This is a genomic window from Virgibacillus salarius (genome assembly GCF_039521925.1).
GTDB lineage: Bacteria > Bacillota > Bacilli > Bacillales > Amphibacillaceae > Virgibacillus > Virgibacillus salarius.
In genome coordinates, this window is record NZ_BAAACY010000040.1 from 1 (window position 1) to 26,373 (window position 26,373).

Below are 26,373 nucleotides of genomic sequence, written 5' to 3' on the forward strand. Positions count from 1 at the left end.
GGATAGCGATTTTCACTTTACCCATTGTAAAAAAAGTCAACCTATTACTTATGACAAGAATTGTTGCACCCTCGCATAGCGGAGACTAATTACGTAGACTCCTGCGGGATTAGCGCGAGCCGAAAATCCACTTTGCAACGTGTTCTTCTTTGCAAAGTTAGTTGAGGCCGTGCCCGCGGAAAGCGAAGTAATTAGTCGGAGCATTGCCAATATACATCAAACATTTCAAAATAACTACTTCGCTTAACGCAGTCATTGCACTGATTTTATACTTTCTTAACTTACAAGGATATGACCTAAAGGCCCTTTGAACCAATTGGGTGTTTACTGACAGTCGATCCCCCAAGTACCATATTCGTTTCACTTTATTGCTTGAAGGGGGTATTACTGCCAGTCATATGTGGGATAAACTGTTGCACCATAATACCGTTTTCCCTTCATCCTTTTCAACGTACTAAACAATAACACTACAAAGCTTATGCCTTATAAAGTATGGTAATTCGATAAAGTAAAGGAGACTTTTTTATGGCATTTGTTATTACTTCACCATGTGAAAACGAAAAAGCAGCTTAATGTATAGAAGTATGTCCTGTAGATTGCATTGAAGAGGGTAAAGATATGTTTCATATTGATCCCGATATATGTATTGAATGCGGAGCATGTGAAGCAGCTTGTCCTGTACAAGCGATTTATATGGAAGAAGATATTCCAGAAGAAGAGGAAAAATATATACAAATTAATCGAGCTTTTTTCGAAGATTAAAACCTAACTCTACAAAAACCAATCTATACGATTCAAAAAAATAACAAGACTTTGATTGACTGTTATCAAAGTCTTTCTTTTATATCCTATTTAAAAATTAGTGATTAGCTACGCATATATGCTGTGACTTGATAGAAGTTCAGCTATTGATCGTTGGGTGGATGAACTTCTTTAATGACTTCATCATACGGACTACTATTCTTTAAAGTTGAACCATCATATGTTGAAATAGAATTACTTTCACGATAAAAAACGTCCTTAATATTGGCCATATAGTTTTTCATTACTGTTAGTTCTTGTAACAGAGGCTCTAACGTATTCATCTGCGAACGATCTAAGGCATACAACTGCTCGATTACTTCATTCTTGTTATTCTTAGCTTGCTGAATACCTCTAAGTAGATCATGGTCATCGAGCAATGGTAGAGAAATAATATCTTGGATCTTATAAATTTCATGATTTACTTCATCTGTTATTCCCTTCGTCACATCTTCCACTCGCTGTAAGCCATGTTCCAGATCATTTTCTAAAAAAGATTGCTGAACTAAGCCATCTGCTGCTGGTTCATATGAGTGTACAGCCTCTTTTAATTGGATAAGCGCCTGATCGTATTCTGTAAGAAAATTATCGAGATATTGTAGAAATGGTTCATGGACATCTGCAAAAAAAGAGCGAATTGCAGTTCCCATATTTCCTTGCAATGCATGGTCCAACGATGTCAATTGGTGAACGGCTTGTCGTATATCATTCATTTGTTGTTGTACAGTTGTAAGCTTTGTTCGTAACCTATCAATATAGTGATTTAACTCCTGAATGTCTAATGTTTTCATGGAAACCTCCTGATGGGGAACGCTGTTGAAGAGTTATCGTGGTCGTTTTCCTATTATTTAACAATCTGTATGTTGGAAGCTATTCGTTCTTCCGTCTCTAATAATTGATTTACTGCTTCCAATGTTTCTTGTTCATGAGTAAGAAGTAATGCTTGGTAAGAGCTCAATACATCTTCTAATAAAAGATTAATTTCGTTTACTTTATTTACCATGTCTAATGATATGTCACTTTGGGCATCACTTGGTATTCTATTTTCCAATGATTGAATGTTTGTTCGTAAGTTTGCTAACGCCTTTTCTATCGGTGCATAATTTAGCTTTATTTCTTCACTCACTAACTCATTAACTCCCTTCGTTGCTTATCATATAAGTGATCAAGCTCCGTATTATGTGTAGATACATCCATACGAATATCAATAATGGCTTGCTTCGTTTCCCTTATTTTGTCATTTAATTGATCAAGCGTTTGAACTAACTGATAGTCATACAGGGATTGATAATTTGATAGAATTTCTTGATCCCGATACTGTTGGAACTGATTTGCAAGTTGTCCATACCACGTAGTTTCTGATAATTCTGGGTTTATACATAGATCTCTATGCTGTTTAAGCTCTTTCTGATAATCATATAAATTAGAATGGACTAATGCCAGTCGCTCCAATTCCCTGCGTTTTTCATCTAATTGAGCATTTAACATGTAAAGGGAATTCTGTGTCCGACTGATTTGTCCATTAATCCAGTTTAAGGATTCCATTTTCTCACCTCGGTGCTGCTTGAAGCTTCAGTCATACATCATAAAATATATTAGCATTAACATTACTATTATATAGCATAAAATTCCCCATTTTAAGAGGCATAAAAGCCTATATTTAGAAGAGCCTGTTTTTACAGGAGTGATTGTCTTAGGTAATACGAATCAAAAAACACTAAATGTATTAAATATTTAAATTCGTTGTAATATAGCACATTGATTTTAATTAGGATGTCATTTATAATTACCTAAAATGACATACTTGTCACTTTAGATAAAGGAGGCAATATATGGCCCCCAAAGTTACTAGTACATACAAAGTGAAAAAAAAGCAACAGCTACTACTTGCGGCCCGTGAAGTCTTTCTAAGTAAAGGATACACAAATGCAACTATACAAGACATTATTGATATTGCTGGTGTATCAAGGGGAACAATATATAATTATTTCAAAAATATAGATCATGCCTTTGTGGAGGTACTCTATAATGACGATCAGTACCTGTTGCCGAATATCCAAATAGATAGTAGAAAATCGGTTTGGCAACAACTTACTTTTTGGATTGAACAACTAGTAGATATTCACACGAATCAGCCATCCCTTGTACAAGCACGCAGTGAATTCTTTCTTTCTTCTAACTATGTTAACAACAAGGAGCATTTCTCTTATATTAAAAAGCGATATGAAGTAATGGTTGAAGGAATTAAACATACCATCCAACAAGGAAAAGATGCCGGTCAATTAAATCCAGTTACAGATGGAGATACCATTGCACACTATCTTATTTCATTTATGGATGGAATGATATTAAACACCGATTTACTTGGATCACAGGTGACAAGCATGGAAAAACAAATAGATTTTTTCTTGGAATCGTTAAAGACTTTGCTTTGTCCAATAGTACAAACACCCCAAAAATAGGAGCGTGATCATATGTTATTTGAATCTTCTAGAATAAAGTTAAGAAAAATGACAATCGAGGATACGGACCTTTACCACCAATGGAGAAATGATATAGATGTTATGCAGACAACGAGTCCTAATCTAGATATTTATACATTTGAAGAAACGAAATCATTTGTCAGAGAAGTCATTCTCCATAGTAGCACATCAAAAAGCTACATCATTACCGTTAAAGACAGCGGCGAAACACCCATAGGCGTTATTTCGCTAATACAAATAGACAATGTAAACCACAACGCAGAATGCATTATTGATATTGGTAATAAAGACTACTGGGGAAAGGGCTATGGTAAAGAGGCAATGCAACTGCTACTAAACTATGCATTTTCAGAAATGAATTTACACCGACTATCTTTACGAGTGTTTTCCTTTAACCTAAAGGCTATTAAGCTTTATGAAAAATTAGGGTTTGTTCACGAAGGAAGATCTAGGCAATTTTTATATCGAAATGGGAAATGGCATGACTTATTACATATGGGAATGCTACGTACTGAATATGTTTGAAAGGAGGCAGGGACAAAAGTAGGCTTATCAAAAAAAGACGAACTATACTAGATGTATGACAGCATCGGAAATATACTTCACTTTCCACGGGCACGGCCTCCGTTTCTGTAGCTCCTCATTTCGAGTCGCTACAGGGATCTTTGGACTCGTGCTGTTCCCGTAGAGTCTACGTATATTTCCTACGCTTCACTACTATTGTTCGTCCTTTCAATTACATCACTGTATAAACCTTTAGGGAAAGCCTCACTCTGATTTAAATATATGCATTCCAGCAGATTCATCTAAGTGAACCTTAATGGAATGATCAATACGGACAAAAAGTAAATCCTGACCATAAGAAATGTCTGCACCATTACTCATAAATTCCTCACCAGTAAATTGGTTAAATGGAAATTCCCTCTTAAAGGTATTCTCCTCTACTGAAACTTCTTCTGGCTTCATCATGTATAGTACATTTTTCTCTTGCTTGATAATTGGTAACGGGGCTTGATCTGTCATTCGCTTTCCATACATATAAGTAGGTGTTTGATAAAAAGTGACCTCAACCTTGTCTTTTAAATCATCCGTCCGTTCTACGAGAATCGTTGTACCATTGAAATTATTCTCAGGTGCATAGATTTGCAGTTCTTCTTCTGCCAATGAATATTCCCATTGTCGACGGATAAACCGAGGATCAATCTCATCTTTCCTTCCACTTTCTATATAATCATATATATACGGTACATTCTCTACCTTCTCTTCCTTAATTGGCTTTTCAATTGGTAATATATAAGAAATACAAGCAGCAATAAGTAGCGTCATAATATATAGTGCAAAATATAGTGCAAACAACCACTTGATACCTCTTCTATAACCACCTACATATTTCTTCCATACATTTGATATAACAAATACGATTGTAATAATAACAAGAAGTAAGACAATAGGTAAAAAGGTTACGATAACATCATTCATTGTCTAACCTCCTTTCTATTACTAAGTAGTGTAGCTGCACTACATAATAAGGCAATCGTTACAACCATCTTTGCACTAAATAGTAATATGGAGGTTTCTTGATAATAAAACGCTGTCACTTTGGAAGTGAATTGCCCTTCCCCATCAAAAGCAACAAGTATTCCTATGAATACAACCGGAACAATGATAGTGAGAAGTCGATGCATTTGCGCAACAGTGCCAATAAGATAGCCAATCGAGCCTGCTAATAAAATATACAAAATGGTCGCTATAATTCCACTTAGTTGATCCATCCTGCTAATCGCCGTTTCTGCTTCTATAAAAAATGTGTCACCAATTACGTATAAGACTACTTTCATTAACGGCTTGGATAGTAATGCCGTTGAACCACTAATAATACTCATAGTCAATATGACTGCGATATTTGAAAGATTATTACTAAGCCGATTCGTAACAAATGTATAGCTTTCTTCTTGATAGCTTCGAGTTGTCATTAATATAGAACTAAAAAATGCCCAAAGGATGGTGAAGATGATAACTAAATCGGCGGAGTAATAATTAACATCTATACGAATCCCATATCCACTCGTACCACTCATACCAGAGCCACCTAGAGCAAAAAGAATGGCAAGTAGCTGTAAAACAACCAAAGAATTAAATAATCCTATATAGCTTTTTAATTTATATATATACTGACTGTAAACCAGACTTCTAAATGAAATACTATTTAAAGACATCGTCAATCCTCCCTTGTTCCTGATCAGTTAGATAAATGCAAAGATCACTGGGAGTAACAGGTGATACGCTAATGCCAAGTCGCCTAGCCTGATCTAAATCAAATGGGTCATTTTTAATAACTACATAGGAGCTATTTACACCAACATTCTCCATATGGATGATCTGTTTATTTTTAACCCATTGCCTTACTATTTCAGTTCTACCTGTTAAACCAATCGCATAATTCTTAACGTCATCGATTGGCAAATGAAATAATTTCTTTCCGTGCTTTAACAACAGGACATGCTCTAGCAATTCTTCTATTTCCTCTAGGTGATGACTAGAAATGATAATCGTTCGCGGAACAGTAAGATAATCCTTTAATAATGCTCTGTAAAAATCCTTTCGAACAGCATGATCCATACCTATTGTTGGCTCATCAAAGATTGTCACTGCACATCTTGAGGCTAGCCCCAAAATCATATGAAAGGTGCTTCGCTTCCCCTTAGATAATTGACCATGTTTCTGCTTCGGATGGAATTGAAAATATTCAAATAAACGATTGGCTAATTCCCTATCCCAATTTGGATAAAATCGTTCCGCCTCTATAAGAATATCCTTAAGAGAAAGTGTCTGTGAGAATACCATTTGATCATCAATATAAATAGAGTTAACAGCAACAAATAAATTATTGAAAGGATGTTCCTCAAGAACATGCACTTTCCCAGAAGATTCCCTCCATAATCCTGAAAGAATCTTTAATAATGTCGTTTTTCCCGCCCCATTCCTACCAACCAGTCCAGTAATTGTATTTTCATTGATAGAAAAGGAAATGTCATTTAATGCATTTTCGCCTCCTCGACTTTTACTTAGTTCTTCACAGGTAATCAATCCCATTACACATCCCCCTTTTGCTTCTTCATTGTTAGCTTTAACATTTCTATTAACTCTTCTTCGTCTACATCTAACCGGTCTGCTTCCAACGCTACTTCCAGTATGAGTCCCTTTAATGTTTGATTCTTCCGTTTATCAACAATGATTGATCTTGCTTCCGTTGTTACAAACTTTCCAAGTCCCCTTTTTCCATACAAAACCTTTTCGTCTGTTAATATATTTAATCCTTTAGCTGCAGTTGCAGGATTTATGGTAAACATCTCTGCGAGTTTATATTGAGAAAATACTTTATCATCTGGCTGGAAATTACCATTTAATATTTCTGTTTCGATCCATTCTGCAATTTGGACGTAGATAGGTTTCGTGCCATCAGTACTCAAATGCATTCCTGCAGCCTCCCTTCCAATCAGATGTAGGTTAGTGCATTAGTCATGTAATGTAGTATATTACTTTTTCAGATAAATTACAATAGGTAAAATCATTAAATAACACCAAGACTAATAAATTTAACACAAAATAAAACCCCAACTTCTAAATATTTTCTAGAAATTGGGGCAAATTATACATTTGCAGTTTTTACGATGAATGTGACATATCGACAGCGAATATTTCTTTAAATCCTTTTTCTCCCTCAGCTGTAATTTTTATCGCACGTGTTTTAGGTAATTGCTGAATCCAATGTAATTCTATAAAACGCTCTAACAATGCATTTCCCAGTGCACCGGCAAGGTGTGGTCGCCTTTCACTCCAATCTAAGCATTTATGTGAAAAAGAACGACGCTTCTTTTTTAGCTTCTCTAGATCTATTTGAAAACTTGTAAAAAATTCTTTCCCATCCTCAGTAATTGTAAATATTTCTTTCTTTTCATCAATTAAACCTTTATGAAGGAAGGAAGTCGTTATTGCTACACCGAGATTACCAGCAAGATGGTCATAACAAGTTCTAGCATAACGAATGGCTTTATCTTCCTTTGCTTGCTTTAAAGACTTAATCTTAATAGGTGGTGCTATCGATAAAAAAGATTCCATTACTTGAGCAACTTCTTGACTTTGGATTCCGTAATATCGATGCCTTCCATGCTGAGAAACAGCTACGACATTTGCATCAACCATTTTTGCTAGATGAAAGCTTGCTGTCTGAGGTTTTATTCCTGCCATATACGCTAACTCACTAGCAGGATGATATCTACCGTCTAGTAGTACCGTTAATATGGCAGCTCTTGACGCTTCACTTACAAGTGAAGCTATTATCGCCGCATTTGTATTTGTTTTCATAGACTTCCTCCTTTTGTAATTCATATTTCGATGATAATCGAAATAATTACGTTATACAATCAAATTAATGAATGAAAGGAGATAGAAACATGAGAACAAAAAAATGGAAGCACGTACCCGTCACTGAAACAATTCAACCCAAAATTCTTTATTACGGAACACCAGTTATTTTACTAAACACATGCAATGAGGATGAAACAGTTAATATTAGTCCATTGTCATCATCGTGGGCATTAGGTAATACGATCGTATTAGGAATTGGTCTAGGTGGAAAAGCAATCGAAAACTTAGAGAGACATCCTGAATGTGTTCTTAATATTCCAGACCCTTCCCTCTGGGAGAATGTTGAACGACTCGCTCCATACACCGGGAAAGACCCTGTACCAAATTTTAAAAAAGACAATGGATTCAAGTATGAGAAGGAAAAGTATGCTGTTAGCGGGCTAACTCCTTGTCCTTCCAAAGAGGTTAAGCCGAATCGTATTGCAGAGTGCCCCATACAAATTGAAGCGATCGTGAAGAATATTCAGATTCCCGAATACGCTCCATTCTTTGCAATTGTTGAAACACAGGCTATCCATGTACATGCACATAAGGAAATTATTATGAATGAAAATCATATTAATCCAAACAAATGGAGTCCACTACTATACAATTTTAGACATTACTTTGGTATTAGTGATGAACTTGGCAAAAGCTTTCGATCTGAAATTTAGGTGAAGGAAAAGGATAAAACAGATTGGTGTATAATGCAAACAAGCTGTTGAAAAGCAACACAATGAAGAGCATCTTGGTGAATTCTACACTAAAGGAAGTGAAAAACGGAGAAAAAAGAGATCCAACCAAGCAAAATCGCTAAAGGAATGGGCTTGTCAAATAAAAGGAAACTTCAATTAGTGGGGGATTTTGTTTATCCTCCAATCAGACCTTTACTGACAGTCGATCCCCACTTACCAATATTGGTTTCACTTTATTGCTTGAAGTGGGGGTCTTACTGACAGTTATATGTGGGATAAAACTGGTGCGATCTTTATTAGCAGCTCAGTCTATCCCGATAACTTTACTTCGCCGCTCCAATAAAATAACATCACGCCATACGCCATCTAGTTTTCCAATTCGTTTTCGAATACCCACTTCATAGAATCCTGCTTTTTCATGTAAATAAATACTTCCTACATTTTCTGGGAAAACACCAGATTGTAGTGTCCAGAAACCAGCAGCTTCACTTTCCGCTACTAGAAATTCCATTAGCCTTCTCCCTAATCCCTTTCCCCTACTTTTTGCACCGAGATAAATGCTTAGCTCCGCAACACCAGCGTGAGCTTTCTTAGATGAAATTGGCAGTAAAGCAGCCCAGCCTACGACTCTACCATGTTCACGTACAACAAGTCTACATGTTTGTAAATACTTACTATTCCACTCATCCCAAGTTGGTGGTTCTGTATCAAATGTTGCATTTCCTGTCTTAATACCCTCTATATAGATATCTCTTACCTCTGGCCAGTCTTCCTTTTTCATGTATTCCATAATGATAGAATCAATGCTGTTAGTCATTGTTGATCCAAAACCTCCTTTTCAGTGTGCCATCTTCATCAATAAAGCTATTATCCTCTAACCCACCATTATTTACTATGGTTTTGGCTGAACCAATATTATCCTCATCACATGTTACTAGTACACGCTTTATCTTTAAATCCTTGCACACTCCCAAAGCTTCATGAAGCATACGAGTGGCATATCCCTTTCTACGTTCGGAGGGTCTAACACTGTATCCAATATGACCACCAACATTTAATAAAAAAGAATTAAGCTCATGTCGAATATCAACCATTGCTACTATTCTATTCTCATCATTAATTAAGAAATAATTTGAGCTTGGTACACGATTCCCATGACCGCTTTGTCTTAAAGTCCTTGCCTTCAGGTAGGCACCATAAGTGTCATGTCCTGTTAAGTCAAAACTACTAGGAATCATCCGTGTCAGTCCCCATTCTTCCACATAAGCTCGGTGTTCTTTTTCCCATTCTCGAGCTGGCTCAACTAACCTCATCAATTCCACCTCTTCCCTAATAAAAAACCATATTGATTATAATTGATAGTAATTATAATCAATATGGCGGAAAAAGAAAACATCTATTTATTCATTTTTCTAACTTTTAACCATCCAGCAATGATATTCCATATTAACCCTACAATCATTAAAATTAATGTCCAAAGAGTTGCCGTTTCCCAGATTTTTTCAACAGTTTCATAGCTTTCACTTCTCTCTGTTATCATACCAGCCTGCTCAAGTTCTTGCATAAACGCGGGGTTCCAAAAATCAGGCCCGGTTACCATCAACAGAACTACCACAACGGTTATTATATCAATCACCACCGTAAATATAAGCAATTTACTAGTCCATTTTCCTTTTATTAGTTTGACAATTTCTTTAACTATAGCCAGGTTAAGAATGAGAAGGATAAATAACATATAACCTGAATACGTATCCTCATTTAAGAACGGGACTACAGTAGCAAATTCTCCTGTCTCAAAGCGCCACACGCCAAAGTAGTTACTTGAAAAGACCGCCATTGCCATAACAATTATAAAGAAAATAATCGCTGTAATCGGTTCGGATCGCTTAATCTGTCTTTTTAGGTCGGGAAGTTGCGGAAGATCAGATGGTGTCCAATTCTTTTCTATATTCAAATCTTGTCCATTTACTTGAACATACTCCAACAATACAAATACAGCTATTACCCAGCCAATCGCCATAGGTATCATCGTGAAAAATGACACAATATAATCTACAAACTGCTCCAATAGACTTGCTGGGTTCATGATAATTTGAATTACAAATTCAAAACTCATAACAATAACAACAGAATATAATGTTATTTTCATAACCGTCATAAATGGATCATAAAATTCAGGACCTATGATATACTTTTTTGTTTCACGATACTGCTCCGCAAGCTGCTTTGGGTCTCCTAGCTCGAGTAATACTTGCTCAGCGTCCTTATCAGTAGTACGCTTTCCATCCGTTCGTTCTTCCAGCATATCTGTAATTAGACCTTTAAGCTCTTGAGAAATATCTGCTCGCTGCGATTGAGGCAGCCGCTGCGTCACTGCGTAAATATACCTATCGATGATTTCCACCCGAGTCTCCTCCTTTTTCTAAACCAATTAAATGGTTTAAGCTATCCACCATTTCCTCCCATTCTTGCCATAATAGTTCAAATACTTCTGCACCTCTTTTGCTTAACATGTAGTATTTCCGTGGCCTGGCTTCATCTGTATTCCAAGTGCTTTCCAGCAATCCCTGCTTTTCTAGTCTTCTTAGCAATGGGTATAACGTCCCTGGTTCAACATGGATTCCCTCTCCATTTAGTTTCGTTACTAGAGAGTATCCATACTGTGGCTTCGATAATTGACTTAAAACACCAATTGTTAGCGTACCCCTACGTAGTTCCTGCGTTAGTTTATCTAAGTGCTGTTTAATATCGCTCATCTTATCAACTCCTAAAAACATTATGGTGTATGTCGTATACTATTGTAAAGTGCACATTAATAACCAAAACAAAACATATACTTTAACTTGACATTTGAGAGCTTTCAAACTATGCTCACCCCAAGATATAAGTACAAATGAGGAGTTTTATCATGCAAATATATGTAGATGCAGATGCTTGCCCTGTAAAGGATTCTGTCATTCAGTTAGCGAATGAATTTGAAATTACTGTTACACTTGTTCAAAGCTTTTCCCATTTTTCTAATCGACGCGAATTAGATGGAGTCAAAACTATTTATGTTGATGCAGGTGCTGACGCAGCAGATTATCGAATTATGAAATTAGTACAAAAAGGTGACATTATTGTAACTCAGGATTACGGCCTTGCATCCTTAGGGCTTGCTAAACACTGTCAAGTAGTTCATCACAAAGGCTTCCTTTATACGAACGAAAATATTGACCAGCTTTTACAAACACGCTATTTAAGTGCTATGGCAAGAAAAAGTGGGCAACGAACAAAAGGGCCGAAACCTTTTTCAAAAGAAGATCGTAGGCTATTTAAAGAACGGTTTAGAAATTTACTGGAACAACGGCAGGAATGATAAATGGATGACTGCTAGCTATTCTTTTCTCTACAAAAAAGAGGCTGAGACAAAAGAATGAAGAAACAATAAAAAACGAAAAGATAATTAATTTGAATTAAATATCTTTTCGTTTTTTGATTAGAATAATAAATTTAGCACCTGAAATAAGCGAGGATCCGGCGGGAACAGCACGCGTCCGAAGATCCACTTGGTAACGTGTTTTTCTTTACCAAGTTAGCTGAGGCTGTGCTCGCGGAAAGAGCGTATAGTTTCACGGTGCGGCGATGATACTCCTACCTATAACATGATTATTCGTATTTTGAGTAAAGAAGTGTGTTTTGTCCCTGCCTCTTTTTTCTACTTTCTATTTGTCGCACGCCTTTTCCGATTCTCTCTTCGATATGGAGCTGTTTCATGTAATTTCTTTTCTTCATTCGTTTCTGGATATACTTGTGGCACAGGGATAGGTTGTCCTTGTTCATTGACTGCAACCATTGTGAGGAATGATTCCGTTGTTAATCTTTCAACCTGATTAATTAGATCACGCGCCGTTACTTTCACATATACTTCCATTGAACTTCTTCCTGTATATGTAACAAAAGCTTCCAATGTTAAGGAATCTCCGGCTTTCGCTGATGAAAGAAAATCAACCGAATCGATTGATGCCGTAACAACCGCACTTTTTGCATGCTTCATCGCACAAAGAGCACCAATTTCATCGATATAAGCCAATACCTTTCCACCAAAAATAGTATCTAAATGATTCGTATCTGGTGGGAGCACCAGCCTTGTTTGCACTGTCCTTGATTCGTTTATTGATACTTTTTCCATCTTTCCATCCTCCTATACGATTAAAAACATCTCCTACATGAGAAGATGCCCTGTAAGCTAACTTTTAAAATCAACCTTACTATTATATCATACCAACCATATGCTATTAGAATTTTAATATATCCATATAGATTATCTTTTGGCCATTTGTTAAAATTAATAGTTACTATCGCTTAGCTCTTGCAGCAAAAAGTAGGAATGATAAATGTTAAGTCGGCAGCTCATTCAACTAGCGTTAAGCTTTAATCTAAAAAGGAGGAATGTTTTATGAAGATTGTATCAATTGAACCAACACCTAGCCCATATTCCATGAAAATTAATGTTGATGAACACCTCACGGATGGACAAACTCAAAACTTTACATTAGCTGATGACAAACAGGATGCACCTGTTTATATACAAGAATTGTTCGAAATTAAAGGAGTAAAAGGTATCTACCGCGTCATTAATTTTATCGCACTGGAGCGAAATCCGCGAGTTGCTTGGGAGGAAATACTTCCGGCGGTTCGAGAAGTTTTAGGATCAGTAGAAAAAGAAAATGATGATGTTATTTCGACCAGCGCTAGTAACGAAGAGGCTTTTGGAGAAGTCCATGTTTATATTCAAACATTCCGCTATATTCCGATGCAGGTGAAATTAACAGAAGGTGACAATGAAAAACGCTTCGGCCTGCCTGATAGATTTATGAACGCTGCAATGAACGCTTCCACAGCTTCAGAAAACATGCTTGAAGAACGAAAATGGATCGAGCAAAACCCGCGATACGGTGATCTAGAGGAGATCGGACAGGATGTCGTTGAGGAGGTTTCAGCAAGTTACGACAACCAGCGATTATCTGACCTTGTCAATTATGCCTTAACTAATGATACATCCTTTGTTTCCTCTCTAAATAAAAAGGTGACACTTGAAATGCTTAATAATCCGAACTGGAAAGAACGCTATGCTGCGTTGGATCAAATGAACCCAACAAAAGAAGATTTACCTGTTTTAGACAAAGCACTAGAGGATGAAAAATCATCCATTCGTAGATTAGCAACTGCCTATCTCGGCATGATTGAAGACAAAGACGTACTTCCCTATTTATATAAAGCATTAACAGATAAAGCTGTCAATGTTCGGCGAACAGCAGGAGATTGTCTCTCCGACCTTGGATTTAAAGAGGCGATACCTGAGATAATCCACTCCTTATCTGATAAAAGCAGACTTGTTCGCTGGCGTGCAGCGATGTTTCTATACGAGCTAGGAGATGAAACTGCTATTTCAGCTCTAAGGACTGCTATGGAAGATCCTGAATTTGAAGTTAGAATGCAAGTGAAGATGGCTTTAGCACGAATTGAAGATGGAGAAGAAGCAAAAGGCTCTATTTGGAATCAAATGACACAGGCAACAAAGAAAGACTGATCAAGGCGGTACTTAGCTAAATGCAATTCTAAATGAAGAATGTACTACTATAACTCCGGAAATATACGTAGACTTCTTGAAAAAGAAGAGCGCTTTTCTACGTGCGATGTAGCGCTGCCTATGCCTTATCCTGCGGAAAAAGGCATAGGCAAAGCCACATAGTACGTTAACACGATGAGACTCGTTAGCCGCCCACATAAAGCGAAGTATATTGCCAGATCCGTTTAATTGCACGAGTCATCGCTTTTTCTTTGCTTAAAACACTTTCGTCCCTGTCTCCTTTTTTGACACATACTAGTAAACAAGACTAGTTGTTTAACATCAACGCTTCTTGTGCCATGTTTTTATATTCATCTATTCCAGAGATTAATGCAAATTCGGCAATGGAAACCGGATAAGCTGCAGTAAGCTCAACAATATGTTCAAACATGGTTGGCCAAACATAACCTCCAGCTTCTTGATATGCAGCAATTAATTTTTTCACGGCATCCTCTCCAAATGATGCAAGATGCGCTACAAAATCATTAGCAGGATCATCTACTCTAGCTTCTGTCCAATCAATAATCCCAGTAACCTCCGCGTGCTTATTAATTAGTATATGGCCTGCATGTAAATCACCATGAATCATTGCTGTTTGTTCTGGCCACATCGCATCTGTTTCAAGCCAACTTTGCCAACGCTCCCATAATGAATCACTAATCGTAAATTCTGCCTGCACTTTATCCATACGGCTTTTCATGGATGCTCGTGATTCTGTTGGTGTATAAACGGTCACTCCTGCTTCCTTAGCAGATTGATGATTACTTTCATGTAGCTCTTTTATTACTTTTCCCAAGGTTATATGAAATTCAACTGGTACATTCTTGTCGTCAATTTCCCAAACATAACTTTTTGCTTCAGGGTCAATAGTCCCTGCCGGAATACCAGTTAATAGCTTATACGCAATCAAATCATCGGTGAAAATAGACCAATTTGGGATTTGAACAGTAAGATTCCTTTCAGCAATATCTAATATTCGCTTCTCCTGTCGGGCCCTTGGAATTACATCTTTACGCCTCGGCATCCGAAGCACCCATTGATCACCAAGCTGATCCTCCGCAAAGAAAACATGAAAATCTAATCCAGATTGATTCTCTTTTAGCGACTGTTCCACTAAATTCATATTATGTTTTTCCGCCAATCCCATAACTTGTTTTTTTGACAATGTCATGACAACCACTCCTCCCCATAGTTAGTGCCCCTTTTGTGATGGCTAATTATAACCAAATAAAAAACACAGACCACTGCCTGTGTACTGTATTATATAGATCACCCTTTATTTTTTCTAAACGAAAAAAGGGAGGTATACCCCCCTTTTTTACAGAACTATATGATTTCCTAAAAGGCAGACTATTCCCATTTACGCTACAGTACAAGCCAGCGTCCTTGAACTTATTCAGTTAATAGTTCAATCTTTTGGAAACGTAGTCTGTTTAAAATCATTAGGAAAACCTCCGTTCATTTTTAACTATTACTAGAATAGCACATATTTTCCAAATTGCAAGTTAATTTAACTATTTCATCGATACGTACCATGTGTTGGTTGAAACCTTCCTGACGATTGAAAAATGCTCCACATTATAATGTCCATACAACACTCGATCAGTGTTGCTTGAAGTCGGAGTCTTTTATTACGCCAGAAGAACTTCCCTGAAACATTTCACATAACCACTATCTTAAAACCTTTTTTGCTCGCCTTAGCGGCAAGTCTTTAAGTTATATTTGAGCTTCTCACTGCTACTCCACTTCTTTTAGCATTTTTTCCATGGAAGCAACCTTTTCTTTGATTTCTTTCATATCAGCAGTTAATTTTTCTTGATGCGTATTAGACGCTTTTTGTACTTCAATTGCTTCGGCAGCAAGTTTTTGATATACCTCTTCCTTTGAAGTTTTAATTCTTGTCTGCCACACTTTCGTAAGCGATACAAGTAATACAACCGCAAACCCAATAAGAAACACAACAAAAAGCATTCCTGCTAATTCATACATTGTTTCAGAATCCATTCCTATTTCCCTTCTTTCTTTTTAAATGTTATTGTTTTAGCTGCTTCTTTGATTAGTTTTGGAGTAATTCTAAAATCAAAAGAAGCGAGCTCATAATATTTCATTGCTTTTCCATCATGCGATAACTCCATTTCGTTCGTGACAATTCCAGCCTTTTCTAACTTCTGTAAATGCATATACAATAAAGGTCTGCTCATCTCTGTCTCTCTAGCCAATTGACTAACATACTTTCGCTCCTGATCTAAAATAGAAATAATTTTTAAGCGATGAGGATTAGCTAATGCCTCAAAAAAAGCAAGTAGCTGGTCTCCATTTAAATGATGCTTCTTATCCATTTCTCTCTAACACTCCTGGCTTCATTATCAATGCATTTACCATGGACACTTATTCTTCCCCATTGACAAACAAATAATTATCATGTGTAATAAATTTATTACATGTATTATAATTTGTCAACACATGTTTTGAAAATATACATCTCAAGTCGTATACCTAGATATTTCCTAAGCTACTTATAATTAATGAAGTAGTACCTTATGATTAAGTAGGAACAAAAACACAAGCGCTCAATTAGAAACGTAGCGACTGTGGAGCGAGTCAACGGAGATAAAGGAATCACGGTATGCTTACAAGCCGATGATAACTATCCTAGGGTGTCGTGAAGTCGCCTCGTTTCTGAGCACTGGAGCTGGACGGCTCAACACACCCATATTTTTCCACATGGCTAATTTTATAATTTCCTAGACTAGAACAAAATCTAAAAATTTTTTAGAATCTATTTAGGACTTTATTACGTATTAATTAATATAGTTGGACTTATCATTTAGAAATTTTAACTCATGAAGTATCGCTTAATGGGAGAGAGGGCTATGCAGAATAAAAAAGTTTATATACTGCTAACAGATACTGGGACAGTTTTTACGAGACTGATCCGGTTATATACTAGAAAACCATACAATCATGCTTCTATCTCGTTTGATCCTTCTTTGGAACGTGTTTATAGTTTCGGAAGAAAAACAGCTAAAAATCCTTTTATCGGTGGGTTTGTTCAAGAGGACGTAAAAAATGGACTATTTAAGCAGGCAACAGGTGTAGTTCTATCCTTTACTATTACGGAACAGCAATGGCAGCAAATGCGAGCATATATTCAACAGCTTGAAGAGGAAAAAGATAAGTATCGCTATAATTTCTTAGGGTTAATTGCCATTATTTTTAATATGCCATTTAACCGAAAAAATGCTTTCTTTTGCTCTCAGTTTGTTGCAAGTGTATTGAAAGAGAGTGACATCGTCGATTTTGATAAGCCTATATCCTTAGTAACACCACATGATTTACAGCAAGTTAATCATTTTCAAGCAATTTATCAAGGTAAATTGAAAGACTATAAGCTTCAAACCGTTCAGAATCTTTAAAGCAAGGATAAGGCTCAGAGATAGTCAATGCTATTTATGGAAACTAGAATATAACCTCCAAAATTATTTTATAATTTCCTAGATTATAAAAAAGCTCAAGGCTTGGCTAGACCAAGCTTGAGCTTTTAACTTAATAGTTCGCTATGTTTCGTCCATTGTTTACGTTGAAATTCTCGTATTGCAGCACATAGTTCCTGTTCATTAAAATCCGGAAAGTACACATCGGAAAAATAGAGCTCTGCCATAGAAGATTGCCATAATAGAAAATTACTAACTCTTTTTTCTCCACCAGTACGAATTACTAACTCTGGATCTGGCAGTTCACTTGTATACAAGTAATTTCGAAACAACTTTTCGTCTACTTGATTAATATCAATTTGTTCATTTCGAGCTTCATCAATGATCTTACGGATTGCTTGTAAAATGTCAGCTCTTCCTCCGTAATTAAAGGCAAAGTTAACAACGATTCCAGTATTATTCTTTGTTTCTTCGACAGCTTGAATAAGTGACTGTTTTGTCCGCTTTGGCAATTCATCGATATTTCCTGACAAGCGAATCATTATATTTCTCTTCTGAAACTCTGGAAGTTTTTGTTTAAAGAATTTAACAGGTAGCTGCATCAAATAATTAACTTCATCTTTTGGGCGTGACCAATTTTCCGATGAGAAAGCATATAATGTTAAGACTTTTATATTTAATTCTATACTAGCATCGATAATATGCTCCATAGCTTGTGCTCCAGCATAATGTCCTTCACTTCTCGTTAACCCTCGTTGTTTTCCCCATCTGCCGTTACCATCCATCATAATAGCAACGTGTGTAGGAATGTATGCGTTCATAAAGATCCCCCTTGCATTAAACTCCCTATTGAAAAACCAGGGATCGTTTTTTAATCTACATATAAATTATCTAATTTGTCTTCTATCTTCTGTCTAGTAAAATTAAAGGATTGCCACGACTTTTCTGTATTCCGCTGCACCTGGTTGATTCGTCCTATTAATAACTCCTCTAATCCATGATAGTTAGGTTCCTTTGTATATAGTTGTAGCAAGCCATTCCATCCACTATATGAAAGTGTGTTCAAATAATAGATATCTATCTTTCCAGTCTCTTCATATCTTTCTAAGTTCTTATCTGTCACAAGCTTTTCTATATTGATCACATTCATCCCTGTATAAAAGATCATTCCTGCTATAAGATAAAAATGCAAAAGTGATAGTCTTGTTAACCATACACGTATTAATGTATATGCAAATATTACCATAAGGAAGATCATGAATCCATGCGCTAATACTCGATCTAACGTATAACCATATGCTTCTTCATACATACTGAGCCTTTGATATGCAGAAATAAGCATAATCGAAGTCAAACCTATCAGCAAAGTGTAAAGAATTTTTAACATACGGTTAAGCTTGACACTAGTATTTTGTACGAAGCGCATAAAGCTAATTAGTATCGACCAATTAATTAATGTTACAATGATTAATTCAAAAAAACCTTTCCTTGCATATTCAGCAAAAGTGTAACCGGAATGAAGGCTTTCACCAAAAAAATACGAAAACTGAATGCACACGAACAGTAAATACACAGAAAGCAGCATGAGAAGAATCGTAACTGCTGTCAGCCCGTTCCAATTTTTTTCTTGTGGGCCTGTTATCCCTTCACGAGTAGAGGGCTTTTTTGGCAAAACACGAAACAAACCGAAGAAAAAGAATGCTACTAATAGCACAATAGCTATACGCCAAAATTCCTTTAAAAGATTCATTTGCATTATAAAATTGGGTACACGCAGCACTAATTCTTGAAACACCTTATCGGCAGACATTAGTAAGGTTATAACAATGAGTAACAATGGGATACCAATTCCTAGTCCAATCAGTATGGGTTTTATAGGTATTACCATATCCTTATTATTGTATTTAAAAACCCGTTTAAATAATTCGTCACAAGCATTTAAACTATAACGTACGGACTGGCTACACTTTTCTTTCAATATTGTTACAAATTCAATACTAACCCAAGCGTATTGGTCTGGTGTTGTAATTAAGACAAGATGACAATATATAAGTAACGGAATAACAACTAAGTTTATTTCATAAAACAGAATCGAGTCCAAATATAAATAACTTCCTGCTAATAGCCAAATAACAACCATCAGCAGCATACCAATTCTTCGATGATAAAATGCAAATTGAAAATGCAGAAATATTACCATATATAATGCCACAATAAATACGATATAGGAGATACCTATCTTACCATGAAAAAAACAAACTTCTGCAACTATCCCTAATCCCAAAGATACTAATAATAACCACACACCTCGCAAATTTATTTGGTTTACCATCTAATCCCTCCAAACATTGTTATTTTATATATAGAATAACTATGTATATAGAATAACTATGTATATAACTAAAAATTTTTATCTGAAATTAATGTGTAAGCAGCGCGATCAAGTTGCTGTTATTATCACGCTACTTTTAGTAAAACAATCACTACGCTGTATCGTATGATTAAGGCTAAGCACTTATTATACAGATAATTTACGTCCCCAACGAAAACCAACCAAACACACGGGATATAAAACTATTGTAAAACCTATACAAAGCATGATAAAGGGCACATTTAACAAGGGCTGAAACCACTCATAGGGAATAAGTTTAAAAAGGGTTAAATACATAAGCAGTAAATTTGGTACAACAGAGACGATAAACGTTTTATGTAATAGCCTTCTACCACCATCACCAAACTCCTTACCAATTTCATAGCCTAATAGTCCCCAAAATAATGTATAAACAATCATTATAATAAAAGTAGTCTCTGTTAGTCCATGCCATAATTGCTCCACCCAATGCCAAGAGAAAACATTATAAATTATTGTTAGAATTACTCCGCCAAGAAACATAGCAATATTTAAACCAACGAATAACCATTGTGTTTTTTTAGGAGTAATCGCTGCTTCCTGTCTCCACAAAAGTGCTATTTCTTGAGGGGAACCAAGTCTTTCAATTAATTTCGAATAGTTATCTACAGATTCAGCACCTTCTTCCTTCATCCATTCATGAACATGTAATTCATATTCTGCTAAAATATTAACTTTATCTGGATGATCACCTATTTCTTGTTCTAGTTCTTGAAGGAAGTATTGACTTGCTGTCTTCATGATTCCTTTCTCCGGATTAAATTGTTCATCACCTGTACATAGCGATGCCATTCATTTGTTTTCTCTTCCAGCATTGCTTTCCCTTGCTCTGTTATGCAATAATATTTCCTTGCTGGTCCCTTTTCTTGCTCTTGCCAATAAAAAGTAATATATCCCTGTTTTTCGAGTTTATGGAGCGCGGGATATAATGTTCCTTCTTTGATTTGCAAATGATGTTCACTACGCTGGTCCATTTCCTTAACTAGCTCATAGCCATACATATCGCGTTCATTTAAAAGCTGTAATACAAGTAAGGAAGTACTTCCTTTTACTAACTCTCGGTTAAACATTTTCTCACCTACCTAGAAATATTAGGTATATACACTATATAAAATACTTGCTCTTTTGTAAAGGGCTATCATAAATGTCTAACACCATATTTGAATTATTAGCCGATTGTATTATAGACAAAATAAAGGAAATTATATATAATTGCACTAATAAAATTGTAAAGGGTGACCTAATTACATGAAGTACTAATCCTATTCACTGAAAACATTCGAGTAAGGGTAGTCTAATAACAGATTCAATCTGTTTATTTTGCTATGCCATTAACGAAGTTTCAGAATAGGATTGTGCTTGATGTGACTGGTTAAAAAAACGCTGTCTAATGTATTTGATTATTCGCAGACAACCGTGTAAGTTAGCCAATACACATTTGCCTCCTATTCTGAAATGAGTGGGAGGCATTTTTTGTCTCTACTTTTAAAGGAATTGGAGATGAAATGTATGAAGTTATTGGAAGCTCAAAAATTAAAAGTATTTATACAGGATCGGAAATTAATTGATGTAGAAACACTTCGTATCCATAAGCACCATCGAATAGGTCTTGTCGGAAAAAATGGAAGCGGAAAAACAACCTTGCTCCAACTACTGGCAGGTGAAGAAACGCCTGAAGAAGGTGAGGTAATCTCACAAGGAACACGTGAATTACTTCCCCAATTGAAACGAACAACTACGACCAAAAGTGGTGGTGAAGTTACACAAGAATATATAAACCATTCTTTGGCAAAAAAATCAGATATCTTATTTGCGGATGAGCCGACTACGAATTTGGATACATTTCATATTGAAAAGTTGGAAAAACAGCTACAAAAATGGCATGGTGCATTGATCATCGTTTCCCATGATCGAGAATTTTTAGATGCACTATGTACGACCATTTGGGAATTAGAAGACGGGAGATTGTCCGTATACAAAGGCAATTACTCAGATTATCGCGCACAAAAGAAGCTCGAAAGAAGACAGCAGGAGCAGGCTTATGATCAATATATCAAAAAGAAAACGCAATTGGAAGAAGCCCTAGAATTAAAAGAACAAAAAGCGCAACGAGCAACTAAAAAGCCAAAGCAGACAACTAACTCAGAAGCCAAAATAACAGGTGCCAAACCCTATTTTGCTAATAAACAAAAAAAATTACGGAAAACAGTCAAAGCCATAGAAACTAGGTTAGAGAAACTAGAAAAAGTGGATAAAGTGAAAGAACCTACTCCCATTAAAATGAATCTACCTAATGATATAAAGATAAATGGTAGGATAATCTTACGTGTTGAAGACCTAAAAGGAAAGGTGGGAAAACGCACTCTCTTTAATCAAGTTCGTTTTCACGTTAGAGGCGGAGATAAAATCGCCGTAATTGGTCCTAACGGAAGTGGGAAAACTACGCTCATTAAAAAAATGGTAAACGAAGGAGAACATGTTCATCATTCGCCATCAATGAAAATTGGTTATTTTAGTCAAAACCTAGATATACTTGATACAAATGAAACCATTATAAAGAATGTCAGTATTACATCGATTCAAGATGAGACCTTGATTCGGACTGTATTGGCAAGGCTCCACTTTTCTCAAGATGATGTGTATAAACGTGTGCAAGTACTTAGTGGGGGAGAACGTGTAAAGGTTGCTTTTGCTAAGTTATTTGTAAGTAATATAAACACCATTGTTTTAGATGAGCCAACCAATTTTTTAGATATCGAAGCAGTAGAAGCACTGGAAGAATTGCTAAAAAATTATCAGGGAACAGTACTATTCGTCTCCCATGATCGGCGTTTTATCCAAAGCATTGCCTCACGAATTATTGCTTTTAAAAGTGGTACAGTTGACATCTTTGAAGGTACCTATGACGAATTCAAAAACCATATACCAAAGACGGAAGAAAATGCAACAGAGCAAGAATTGATTGTATTAGAAACAAAAATTACAGAAATACTAAGTAAACTTAGTATAGAACCTTCAGAGGAACTAGATGAAGAATTCCAAAGACTTTTAGCACGAAAAAGAGAGTTGATAAGAAATAAATGACGATTGTTACACACATGAATAAGTTGACAGACTCTAACGAATGATTTACATTTAATTAATAATAAATTAATTAAATATAAATGTCTAAGGTGGTTAAATATTGAGTGAAAATCTATCATTAAAATCATTTGTTGTATTAATGAAGTCTTCAAAAGCCGTTCAGGAGCGAATAAAAAAGGATATCAGCAGCTATGGTATGCGAACTTCTGAATTTACTATATTAGAAACGCTATACCATAAAGGTAATCAAACGATTCGAGAAATATCGGAAGGAGTATTAATTAGTACGGGCTCTATCACATACGTGATTGATAAGCTAGAAAAGAAAGGTCTACTTGAAAGGCAACATTGCCATGAAGATCGGCGCGTTGTTTATATTCATATTACGCATGCTGGGAAGGAATTAATGGATGAAATATTCCCAAAGCATCAAAAGGTTATTGAAGAATTGTTTATCGGAATTAACGATGAGCAAAAGAAATCGTTAATTGATGTTCTTAAACAAGTTGGACGCCGCGCATAATCCAGGAAGGAGATTCATCATGAAGCATATCTTTCAAAAAGGAACAGATCAAACAAAACCAACGCTTTTATTATTACATGGTACAGGCGGAACGGAGCAGGATCTTATTCCATTGGCAAGTAAAATTGATCCAGAAGCGAATATCCTCAGTGTACGCGGTAATATTCTTGAAAATGGAATGCCACGCTATTTCAAACGATTAGCAGAAGGAGTATTCGATGAAGCAGATTTAATTTTCCGTACAAAAGAACTAAATGAATTTTTAGATGAGGCTGCAGAAAACTATCAGTTTGATCGTCATCATATCATTGCTGTTGGATATTCCAATGGCGCTAATATTGCTGCAAGTTTACTTTTTCATTATAAAAATCCCTTAAAAGGTGCTATTCTTCATCACCCGATGGTACCTCGAAGAGGAATTTCATTACCAAATCTTTCTGGGATCAATGTATTTATTGCAGCAGGTACGAATGATCCAATATGTCCTGCTGAAGAATCTGAAGAACTGAGGCAATTATTAGAAAATGCAGGAGCAAATGTAAAATTACATTGGGAAAATCAAGGTCATCAGTTAACGTTAAATGAGGTAGAGGCTGCGAGAAATTGGTACCAACAGTTATAAAATAGGAGCACTAACGTATAATTGAACTGCACCCTATTGTAAGATCTGTCTAACAACGGAGGTGCAGTTCATCTTATGCTTATTTTTTTGTTAATTCCGAATAATAATGTAAGCTACATATAGCACATAACCAGCTACAAGAAATACTCCCTCTGTCTTCCCTATTCGATAATTTGTCCTCGAAAAAATTAGCAGCAAAACCGTTAAACCAATCATCATGATAATGTCTATAATAACTTTACCATTAACAGCTAGTGGCGTAATCACAGATGATGTTCCAAGTACAAATAAGATATTAAAGATATTGCTTCCAACGATATTTCCTAATGCAATTTCACTTTCCTTTTTCAAAGCAGCTGTAATGGAGGTCACTAGCTCTGGAAGGGAAGTTCCAACTGCAATGATTGTTAAACCAACTAGAGCTTCACTCATTCCCAGTGAATAAGCGATTTCCTTCCCGTTATTAACTACCATTTGTCCACCAATAACAATACCAGCTAATCCCAGTACTGTAATTAAAATGTTCTTCCCCCATTTTGTTTGTTTTGCTGATTTGTCTTGCGCTGTATTTTCTCTACTCTTTAATGCGACCTCAATCACATAATACATAAAAACAGAAAGGAATAGTAAAAAGATTAGTCCATCACTTCGAGAGATATAGTTTATCTCAAACCCTTGTAAAACCGTATCGCTAATTAAAATTAATAGTGCTACACTGGCCAATAATGTAAATGGAATTTCCTTACGAATCGTCTCATTTTCTACTTTGATTGGGAACAAAATCGTCGCAATCCCAACGACAAGTGTTAAATTAAAAATATTACTCCCAATAACGTTCCCCATTGAAACATCTGCAGTACCTTGTAAAGCCGCAACAATACTCACCGTTGCTTCAGGTGAGCTAGTACCAAATGCCACGATTGTTAAACCTATTAAGATTGGTGGAATGCGAAGCAATCTAGCAATATTCGATGAACCATCCACAAATAAATCTGCACCTTTAATTAACAAAACGAAACCAATAATCAAAAATAAATATGCCATGTGACCTTCCTCTTCTACAAAAAGTTATCAGTTGTACTACGGTTTAATGTATCAAAAAGTCACAAAAACATGTAGACATATTTAAATTTCTTTAGAAATTCTTCAAAGAAAGAGCTAGGAAATGATAGCTTTTTTATTTCCGTAAATGAATGAGATTCTTTGAAGGGTCTTCCACTAAGTATCCATTATTCTCTTCCTTTATTTTAACCTCACTAGCCTTTAAGCGGTCGATTGCATCATCTAATGTTTGCTTATCTGGGTAAACAAGTGTAAATAATTTTAGACCCACACTATTATTTTCCGGTGCCGGTGCTCCCTCACCATTCCATATATTAAGTCCAATATGATGATGATAATTCGCTGTAGATATAAATAATGCACCAGGATAGTTGGAAACGACGTTAAATCCAAGACCTTCTACATAAAATTGTTTGGCTTCTTCTAAGTGTGCGACATGCAAGTGAATATGACCCATAACCGTTTTATTTGGTAAATACATCCATGGTGATTTCAATTCAGCTAGAAGCCCCTCACCTTCTAACGGTTCTGTTGCCATGGTCACTTGATTATTTATCCACTCCCACGCTGACGATAGTCGATCAGAATAGACCTCAATACCATTACCATCTGGATCTGATAAATATAATGCTTCACTAACAAGGTGATCAGATGCCCCTAACTGGACATTTTGTTGCAAACAGTGCATTAAAAAAGAAGCAAGATCAGCACGTGTTGGTAATAATAATGCAAAATGGTACAAACCCGTTGTTTTCACCTGCTTAGATAATACTTTTTCTGGCTCCTCTAAGGTGAGTAATGATGTTTTGCCATCCGCTGTTAAGACCACCTTCCGCTCATTCCTTTCAAGGATATGGAATCCAATGATGTTCTGATAAAAATCAAGTGAGTTGTTCAGATTCGTAACATGGATGGATACGTCGCCTACATATGTTGCACGATTGCTAAAGAATGTTCTTTCCATAACCATTGTCCTCTCTTCTTTTATATAATTACATTTTGAAATACAGTTACTTTATGTAAGTTTATAATCTATTTTCTTAACTGTCAATTTATTAATCTATACAAATGAATTAATACATACCTATAAATTCACGTCTTATACTACAACCTTTATTACAATCAATGATAAGCACAATTTGATCATGACGTTTTAACTAAAAAACCTGAATTAAGAAAAACCGGGCAAAAACCAGCCCGGTCCTTTCCTGTTTGCCATAGCTAGAGCACATCCGATAGTT

General features: G+C 36.0%; 32 protein-coding genes. 10 read left to right on the forward strand and 22 right to left on the reverse strand.

Annotated elements, in window-relative coordinates:
- Positions 1-576 precede the first annotated feature (576 nt).
- A complete protein-coding gene (locus tag ABDZ84_RS06025; protein WP_343780577.1) occupies positions 577-762 on the forward strand; it encodes a DUF362 domain-containing protein in 186 nt (61 codons plus the stop codon).
- A gap of 143 nt (positions 763-905) precedes the next feature.
- Here the strand turns inward: ABDZ84_RS06025 and ABDZ84_RS06030 are convergent, their stop codons facing one another.
- Genes ABDZ84_RS06030 through ABDZ84_RS06040 form a run of 3 tightly spaced genes read right to left on the reverse strand, consistent with a single transcriptional unit; the run spans position 906 to position 2,346 of the window.
- Entirely contained in the window at positions 906-1,592 is a 687-nt protein-coding gene (locus tag ABDZ84_RS06030; protein ID WP_121604407.1) for an LXG domain-containing protein, read from the reverse strand.
- Between the two features lie 53 nt (positions 1,593-1,645).
- Positions 1,646-1,927 (reverse strand): YwqI/YxiC family protein, encoded by a 282-nt coding sequence (locus tag ABDZ84_RS06035; protein WP_026679901.1) that lies wholly within the window; start codon positions 1,925-1,927, stop codon positions 1,646-1,648.
- Positions 1,927-2,346: a DUF5082 domain-containing protein gene (locus ABDZ84_RS06040; protein WP_026679900.1), complete on the reverse strand. Its 420-nt coding sequence runs from the start codon at positions 2,344-2,346 to the stop codon at positions 1,927-1,929. The genes ABDZ84_RS06035 and ABDZ84_RS06040 overlap by 1 nt, the downstream gene beginning before the upstream one ends.
- Positions 2,347-2,633: 287 nt before the next feature.
- On the opposite strand from ABDZ84_RS06040, the gene ABDZ84_RS06045 reads away from it, so the two are divergent.
- Positions 2,634-3,263: a TetR/AcrR family transcriptional regulator gene (locus tag ABDZ84_RS06045; protein ID WP_026679899.1), complete on the forward strand. Its 630-nt coding sequence runs from the start codon at positions 2,634-2,636 to the stop codon at positions 3,261-3,263.
- Between the two features lie 12 nt (positions 3,264-3,275).
- On the forward strand, positions 3,276-3,809 hold the full coding sequence (locus ABDZ84_RS06050; RefSeq protein ID WP_343780556.1) for a GNAT family N-acetyltransferase: 534 nt from the start codon (positions 3,276-3,278) through the stop codon (positions 3,807-3,809).
- A gap of 243 nt (positions 3,810-4,052) precedes the next feature.
- Here the strand turns inward: ABDZ84_RS06050 and ABDZ84_RS06055 are convergent, their stop codons facing one another.
- The 5 genes from ABDZ84_RS06055 to ABDZ84_RS06075 all read right to left on the reverse strand — a co-directional run bounded on the left by ABDZ84_RS06055 (position 4,053) and on the right by ABDZ84_RS06075 (position 7,649).
- Positions 4,053-4,763, reverse strand: a complete 711-nt coding sequence (locus tag ABDZ84_RS06055) for a hypothetical protein (protein WP_343780558.1) — start codon at positions 4,761-4,763, stop codon at positions 4,053-4,055.
- On the reverse strand, positions 4,760-5,500 hold the full coding sequence (locus ABDZ84_RS06060; protein WP_026679896.1) for a hypothetical protein: 741 nt from the start codon (positions 5,498-5,500) through the stop codon (positions 4,760-4,762). The genes ABDZ84_RS06055 and ABDZ84_RS06060 overlap by 4 nt, the downstream gene beginning before the upstream one ends.
- Positions 5,487-6,377: an ATP-binding cassette domain-containing protein gene (locus ABDZ84_RS06065; protein ID WP_026679895.1), complete on the reverse strand. Its 891-nt coding sequence runs from the start codon at positions 6,375-6,377 to the stop codon at positions 5,487-5,489. Before ABDZ84_RS06065 ends, ABDZ84_RS06060 begins: the two co-directional genes overlap by 14 nt.
- A complete protein-coding gene (locus ABDZ84_RS06070; RefSeq protein ID WP_026679894.1) occupies positions 6,377-6,760 on the reverse strand; it encodes a GntR family transcriptional regulator in 384 nt (127 codons plus the stop codon). Before ABDZ84_RS06070 ends, ABDZ84_RS06065 begins: the two co-directional genes overlap by 1 nt.
- Before the next feature lie 190 nt (positions 6,761-6,950).
- Positions 6,951-7,649 (reverse strand): ArsR/SmtB family transcription factor, encoded by a 699-nt coding sequence (locus ABDZ84_RS06075; RefSeq protein ID WP_121604405.1) that lies wholly within the window; start codon positions 7,647-7,649, stop codon positions 6,951-6,953.
- Between the two features lie 89 nt (positions 7,650-7,738).
- Here ABDZ84_RS06075 and ABDZ84_RS06080 point away from each other — a divergent pair, with 89 nt between their 5' ends.
- Positions 7,739-8,365: a flavin reductase family protein gene (locus tag ABDZ84_RS06080; protein WP_026679892.1), complete on the forward strand. Its 627-nt coding sequence runs from the start codon at positions 7,739-7,741 to the stop codon at positions 8,363-8,365.
- Between the two features lie 325 nt (positions 8,366-8,690).
- On the opposite strand, the gene ABDZ84_RS06085 is transcribed toward ABDZ84_RS06080, so the two are convergent.
- The 4 genes from ABDZ84_RS06085 to ABDZ84_RS06100 form a co-directional block, all read right to left on the reverse strand.
- Complete coding sequence (locus tag ABDZ84_RS06085) at positions 8,691-9,203, reverse strand: GNAT family N-acetyltransferase (RefSeq protein WP_246484719.1); 513 nt, start codon at positions 9,201-9,203, stop codon at positions 8,691-8,693.
- Complete coding sequence (locus ABDZ84_RS06090; RefSeq protein WP_343780563.1) at positions 9,196-9,699, reverse strand: GNAT family N-acetyltransferase; 504 nt, start codon at positions 9,697-9,699, stop codon at positions 9,196-9,198. Before ABDZ84_RS06090 ends, ABDZ84_RS06085 begins: the two co-directional genes overlap by 8 nt.
- A gap of 83 nt (positions 9,700-9,782) precedes the next feature.
- Positions 9,783-10,790 (reverse strand): HAAS signaling domain-containing protein, encoded by a 1,008-nt coding sequence (locus ABDZ84_RS06095; protein ID WP_166530417.1) that lies wholly within the window; start codon positions 10,788-10,790, stop codon positions 9,783-9,785.
- The gene (locus ABDZ84_RS06100) at positions 10,774-11,142 is read right to left on the reverse strand and encodes a PadR family transcriptional regulator (protein WP_121604403.1); all 369 of its coding nucleotides are present in this window, start codon (positions 11,140-11,142) and stop codon (positions 10,774-10,776) included. Before ABDZ84_RS06100 ends, ABDZ84_RS06095 begins: the two co-directional genes overlap by 17 nt.
- 152 nt (positions 11,143-11,294) lie before the next feature.
- Between ABDZ84_RS06100 and ABDZ84_RS06105 the strand changes: the two genes are divergently transcribed.
- Entirely contained in the window at positions 11,295-11,744 is a 450-nt protein-coding gene (locus tag ABDZ84_RS06105; protein WP_026679887.1) for a YaiI/YqxD family protein, read from the forward strand.
- A 339-nt stretch (positions 11,745-12,083) separates the two neighbouring features.
- Here the strand turns inward: ABDZ84_RS06105 and ABDZ84_RS06110 are convergent, their stop codons facing one another.
- Positions 12,084-12,557: an acyl-CoA thioesterase gene (locus ABDZ84_RS06110; RefSeq protein ID WP_026679886.1), complete on the reverse strand. Its 474-nt coding sequence runs from the start codon at positions 12,555-12,557 to the stop codon at positions 12,084-12,086.
- Between the two features lie 267 nt (positions 12,558-12,824).
- Here ABDZ84_RS06110 and ABDZ84_RS06115 point away from each other — a divergent pair, with 267 nt between their 5' ends.
- Positions 12,825-13,958, forward strand: coding sequence for a conserved virulence factor C family protein (locus ABDZ84_RS06115; protein ID WP_121604402.1), 1,134 nt, complete (start codon positions 12,825-12,827; stop codon positions 13,956-13,958).
- A 307-nt stretch (positions 13,959-14,265) separates the two neighbouring features.
- On the opposite strand, the gene ABDZ84_RS06120 is transcribed toward ABDZ84_RS06115, so the two are convergent.
- The 3 genes from ABDZ84_RS06120 to ABDZ84_RS06130 form a co-directional block, all read right to left on the reverse strand.
- Complete coding sequence (locus ABDZ84_RS06120) at positions 14,266-15,168, reverse strand: macrolide 2'-phosphotransferase (protein ID WP_026679884.1); 903 nt, start codon at positions 15,166-15,168, stop codon at positions 14,266-14,268.
- 566 nt (positions 15,169-15,734) lie between these two features.
- Positions 15,735-16,001 carry a hypothetical protein gene (locus ABDZ84_RS06125; RefSeq protein WP_026679883.1) on the reverse strand — a complete coding sequence of 89 codons (267 nt, stop codon included), beginning with the start codon at positions 15,999-16,001 and terminating at the stop codon, positions 15,735-15,737.
- Positions 16,002-16,003: 2 nt separating this feature from the next.
- Complete coding sequence (locus ABDZ84_RS06130) at positions 16,004-16,336, reverse strand: ArsR/SmtB family transcription factor (protein WP_343780569.1); 333 nt, start codon at positions 16,334-16,336, stop codon at positions 16,004-16,006.
- A gap of 534 nt (positions 16,337-16,870) precedes the next feature.
- Here ABDZ84_RS06130 and ABDZ84_RS06135 point away from each other — a divergent pair.
- Entirely contained in the window at positions 16,871-17,413 is a 543-nt protein-coding gene (locus ABDZ84_RS06135) for a hypothetical protein (RefSeq protein WP_034678403.1), read from the forward strand.
- 125 nt (positions 17,414-17,538) lie between these two features.
- Here ABDZ84_RS06135 and uppS read toward each other — a convergent pair whose 3' ends face one another.
- From uppS to ABDZ84_RS06155, 4 genes are all read right to left on the reverse strand, one after another.
- Complete coding sequence (gene uppS / locus ABDZ84_RS06140) at positions 17,539-18,252, reverse strand: undecaprenyl pyrophosphate synthase (RefSeq protein ID WP_034678401.1); 714 nt, start codon at positions 18,250-18,252, stop codon at positions 17,539-17,541.
- A gap of 50 nt (positions 18,253-18,302) precedes the next feature.
- Complete coding sequence (locus ABDZ84_RS06145; RefSeq protein ID WP_121604400.1) at positions 18,303-19,763, reverse strand: DUF4153 domain-containing protein; 1,461 nt, start codon at positions 19,761-19,763, stop codon at positions 18,303-18,305.
- Between the two features lie 186 nt (positions 19,764-19,949).
- Positions 19,950-20,633, reverse strand: coding sequence for an HAAS signaling domain-containing protein (locus ABDZ84_RS06150; RefSeq protein ID WP_343780573.1), 684 nt, complete (start codon positions 20,631-20,633; stop codon positions 19,950-19,952).
- Positions 20,579-20,911, reverse strand: a complete 333-nt coding sequence (locus ABDZ84_RS06155; protein ID WP_026679878.1) for a PadR family transcriptional regulator — start codon at positions 20,909-20,911, stop codon at positions 20,579-20,581. Before ABDZ84_RS06155 ends, ABDZ84_RS06150 begins: the two co-directional genes overlap by 55 nt.
- A 439-nt stretch (positions 20,912-21,350) precedes the next feature.
- On the opposite strand from ABDZ84_RS06155, the gene ABDZ84_RS06160 reads away from it, so the two are divergent.
- The 3 genes from ABDZ84_RS06160 (at position 21,351) to ABDZ84_RS06170 (ending at position 24,070) form a co-directional block, all read left to right on the forward strand.
- Positions 21,351-22,925, forward strand: coding sequence for a Vga family ABC-F type ribosomal protection protein (locus ABDZ84_RS06160; protein WP_026679877.1), 1,575 nt, complete (start codon positions 21,351-21,353; stop codon positions 22,923-22,925).
- 100 nt (positions 22,926-23,025) lie between these two features.
- Positions 23,026-23,448, forward strand: coding sequence for a MarR family winged helix-turn-helix transcriptional regulator (locus ABDZ84_RS06165; protein ID WP_026679876.1), 423 nt, complete (start codon positions 23,026-23,028; stop codon positions 23,446-23,448).
- 16 nt (positions 23,449-23,464) lie between these two features.
- Positions 23,465-24,070, forward strand: coding sequence for an alpha/beta hydrolase (locus ABDZ84_RS06170; protein ID WP_026679875.1), 606 nt, complete (start codon positions 23,465-23,467; stop codon positions 24,068-24,070).
- A gap of 90 nt (positions 24,071-24,160) precedes the next feature.
- On the opposite strand, the gene ABDZ84_RS06175 is transcribed toward ABDZ84_RS06170, so the two are convergent.
- Together ABDZ84_RS06175 and ABDZ84_RS06180 are read right to left on the reverse strand one after the other, a co-directional pair.
- Positions 24,161-25,114 carry a calcium/sodium antiporter gene (locus ABDZ84_RS06175; RefSeq protein ID WP_026679874.1) on the reverse strand — a complete coding sequence of 318 codons (954 nt, stop codon included), beginning with the start codon at positions 25,112-25,114 and terminating at the stop codon, positions 24,161-24,163.
- Positions 25,115-25,247: 133 nt separating this feature from the next.
- Positions 25,248-26,096 (reverse strand): VOC family protein, encoded by an 849-nt coding sequence (locus ABDZ84_RS06180; RefSeq protein WP_026679873.1) that lies wholly within the window; start codon positions 26,094-26,096, stop codon positions 25,248-25,250.
- Positions 26,097-26,373 lie beyond the last annotated feature (277 nt).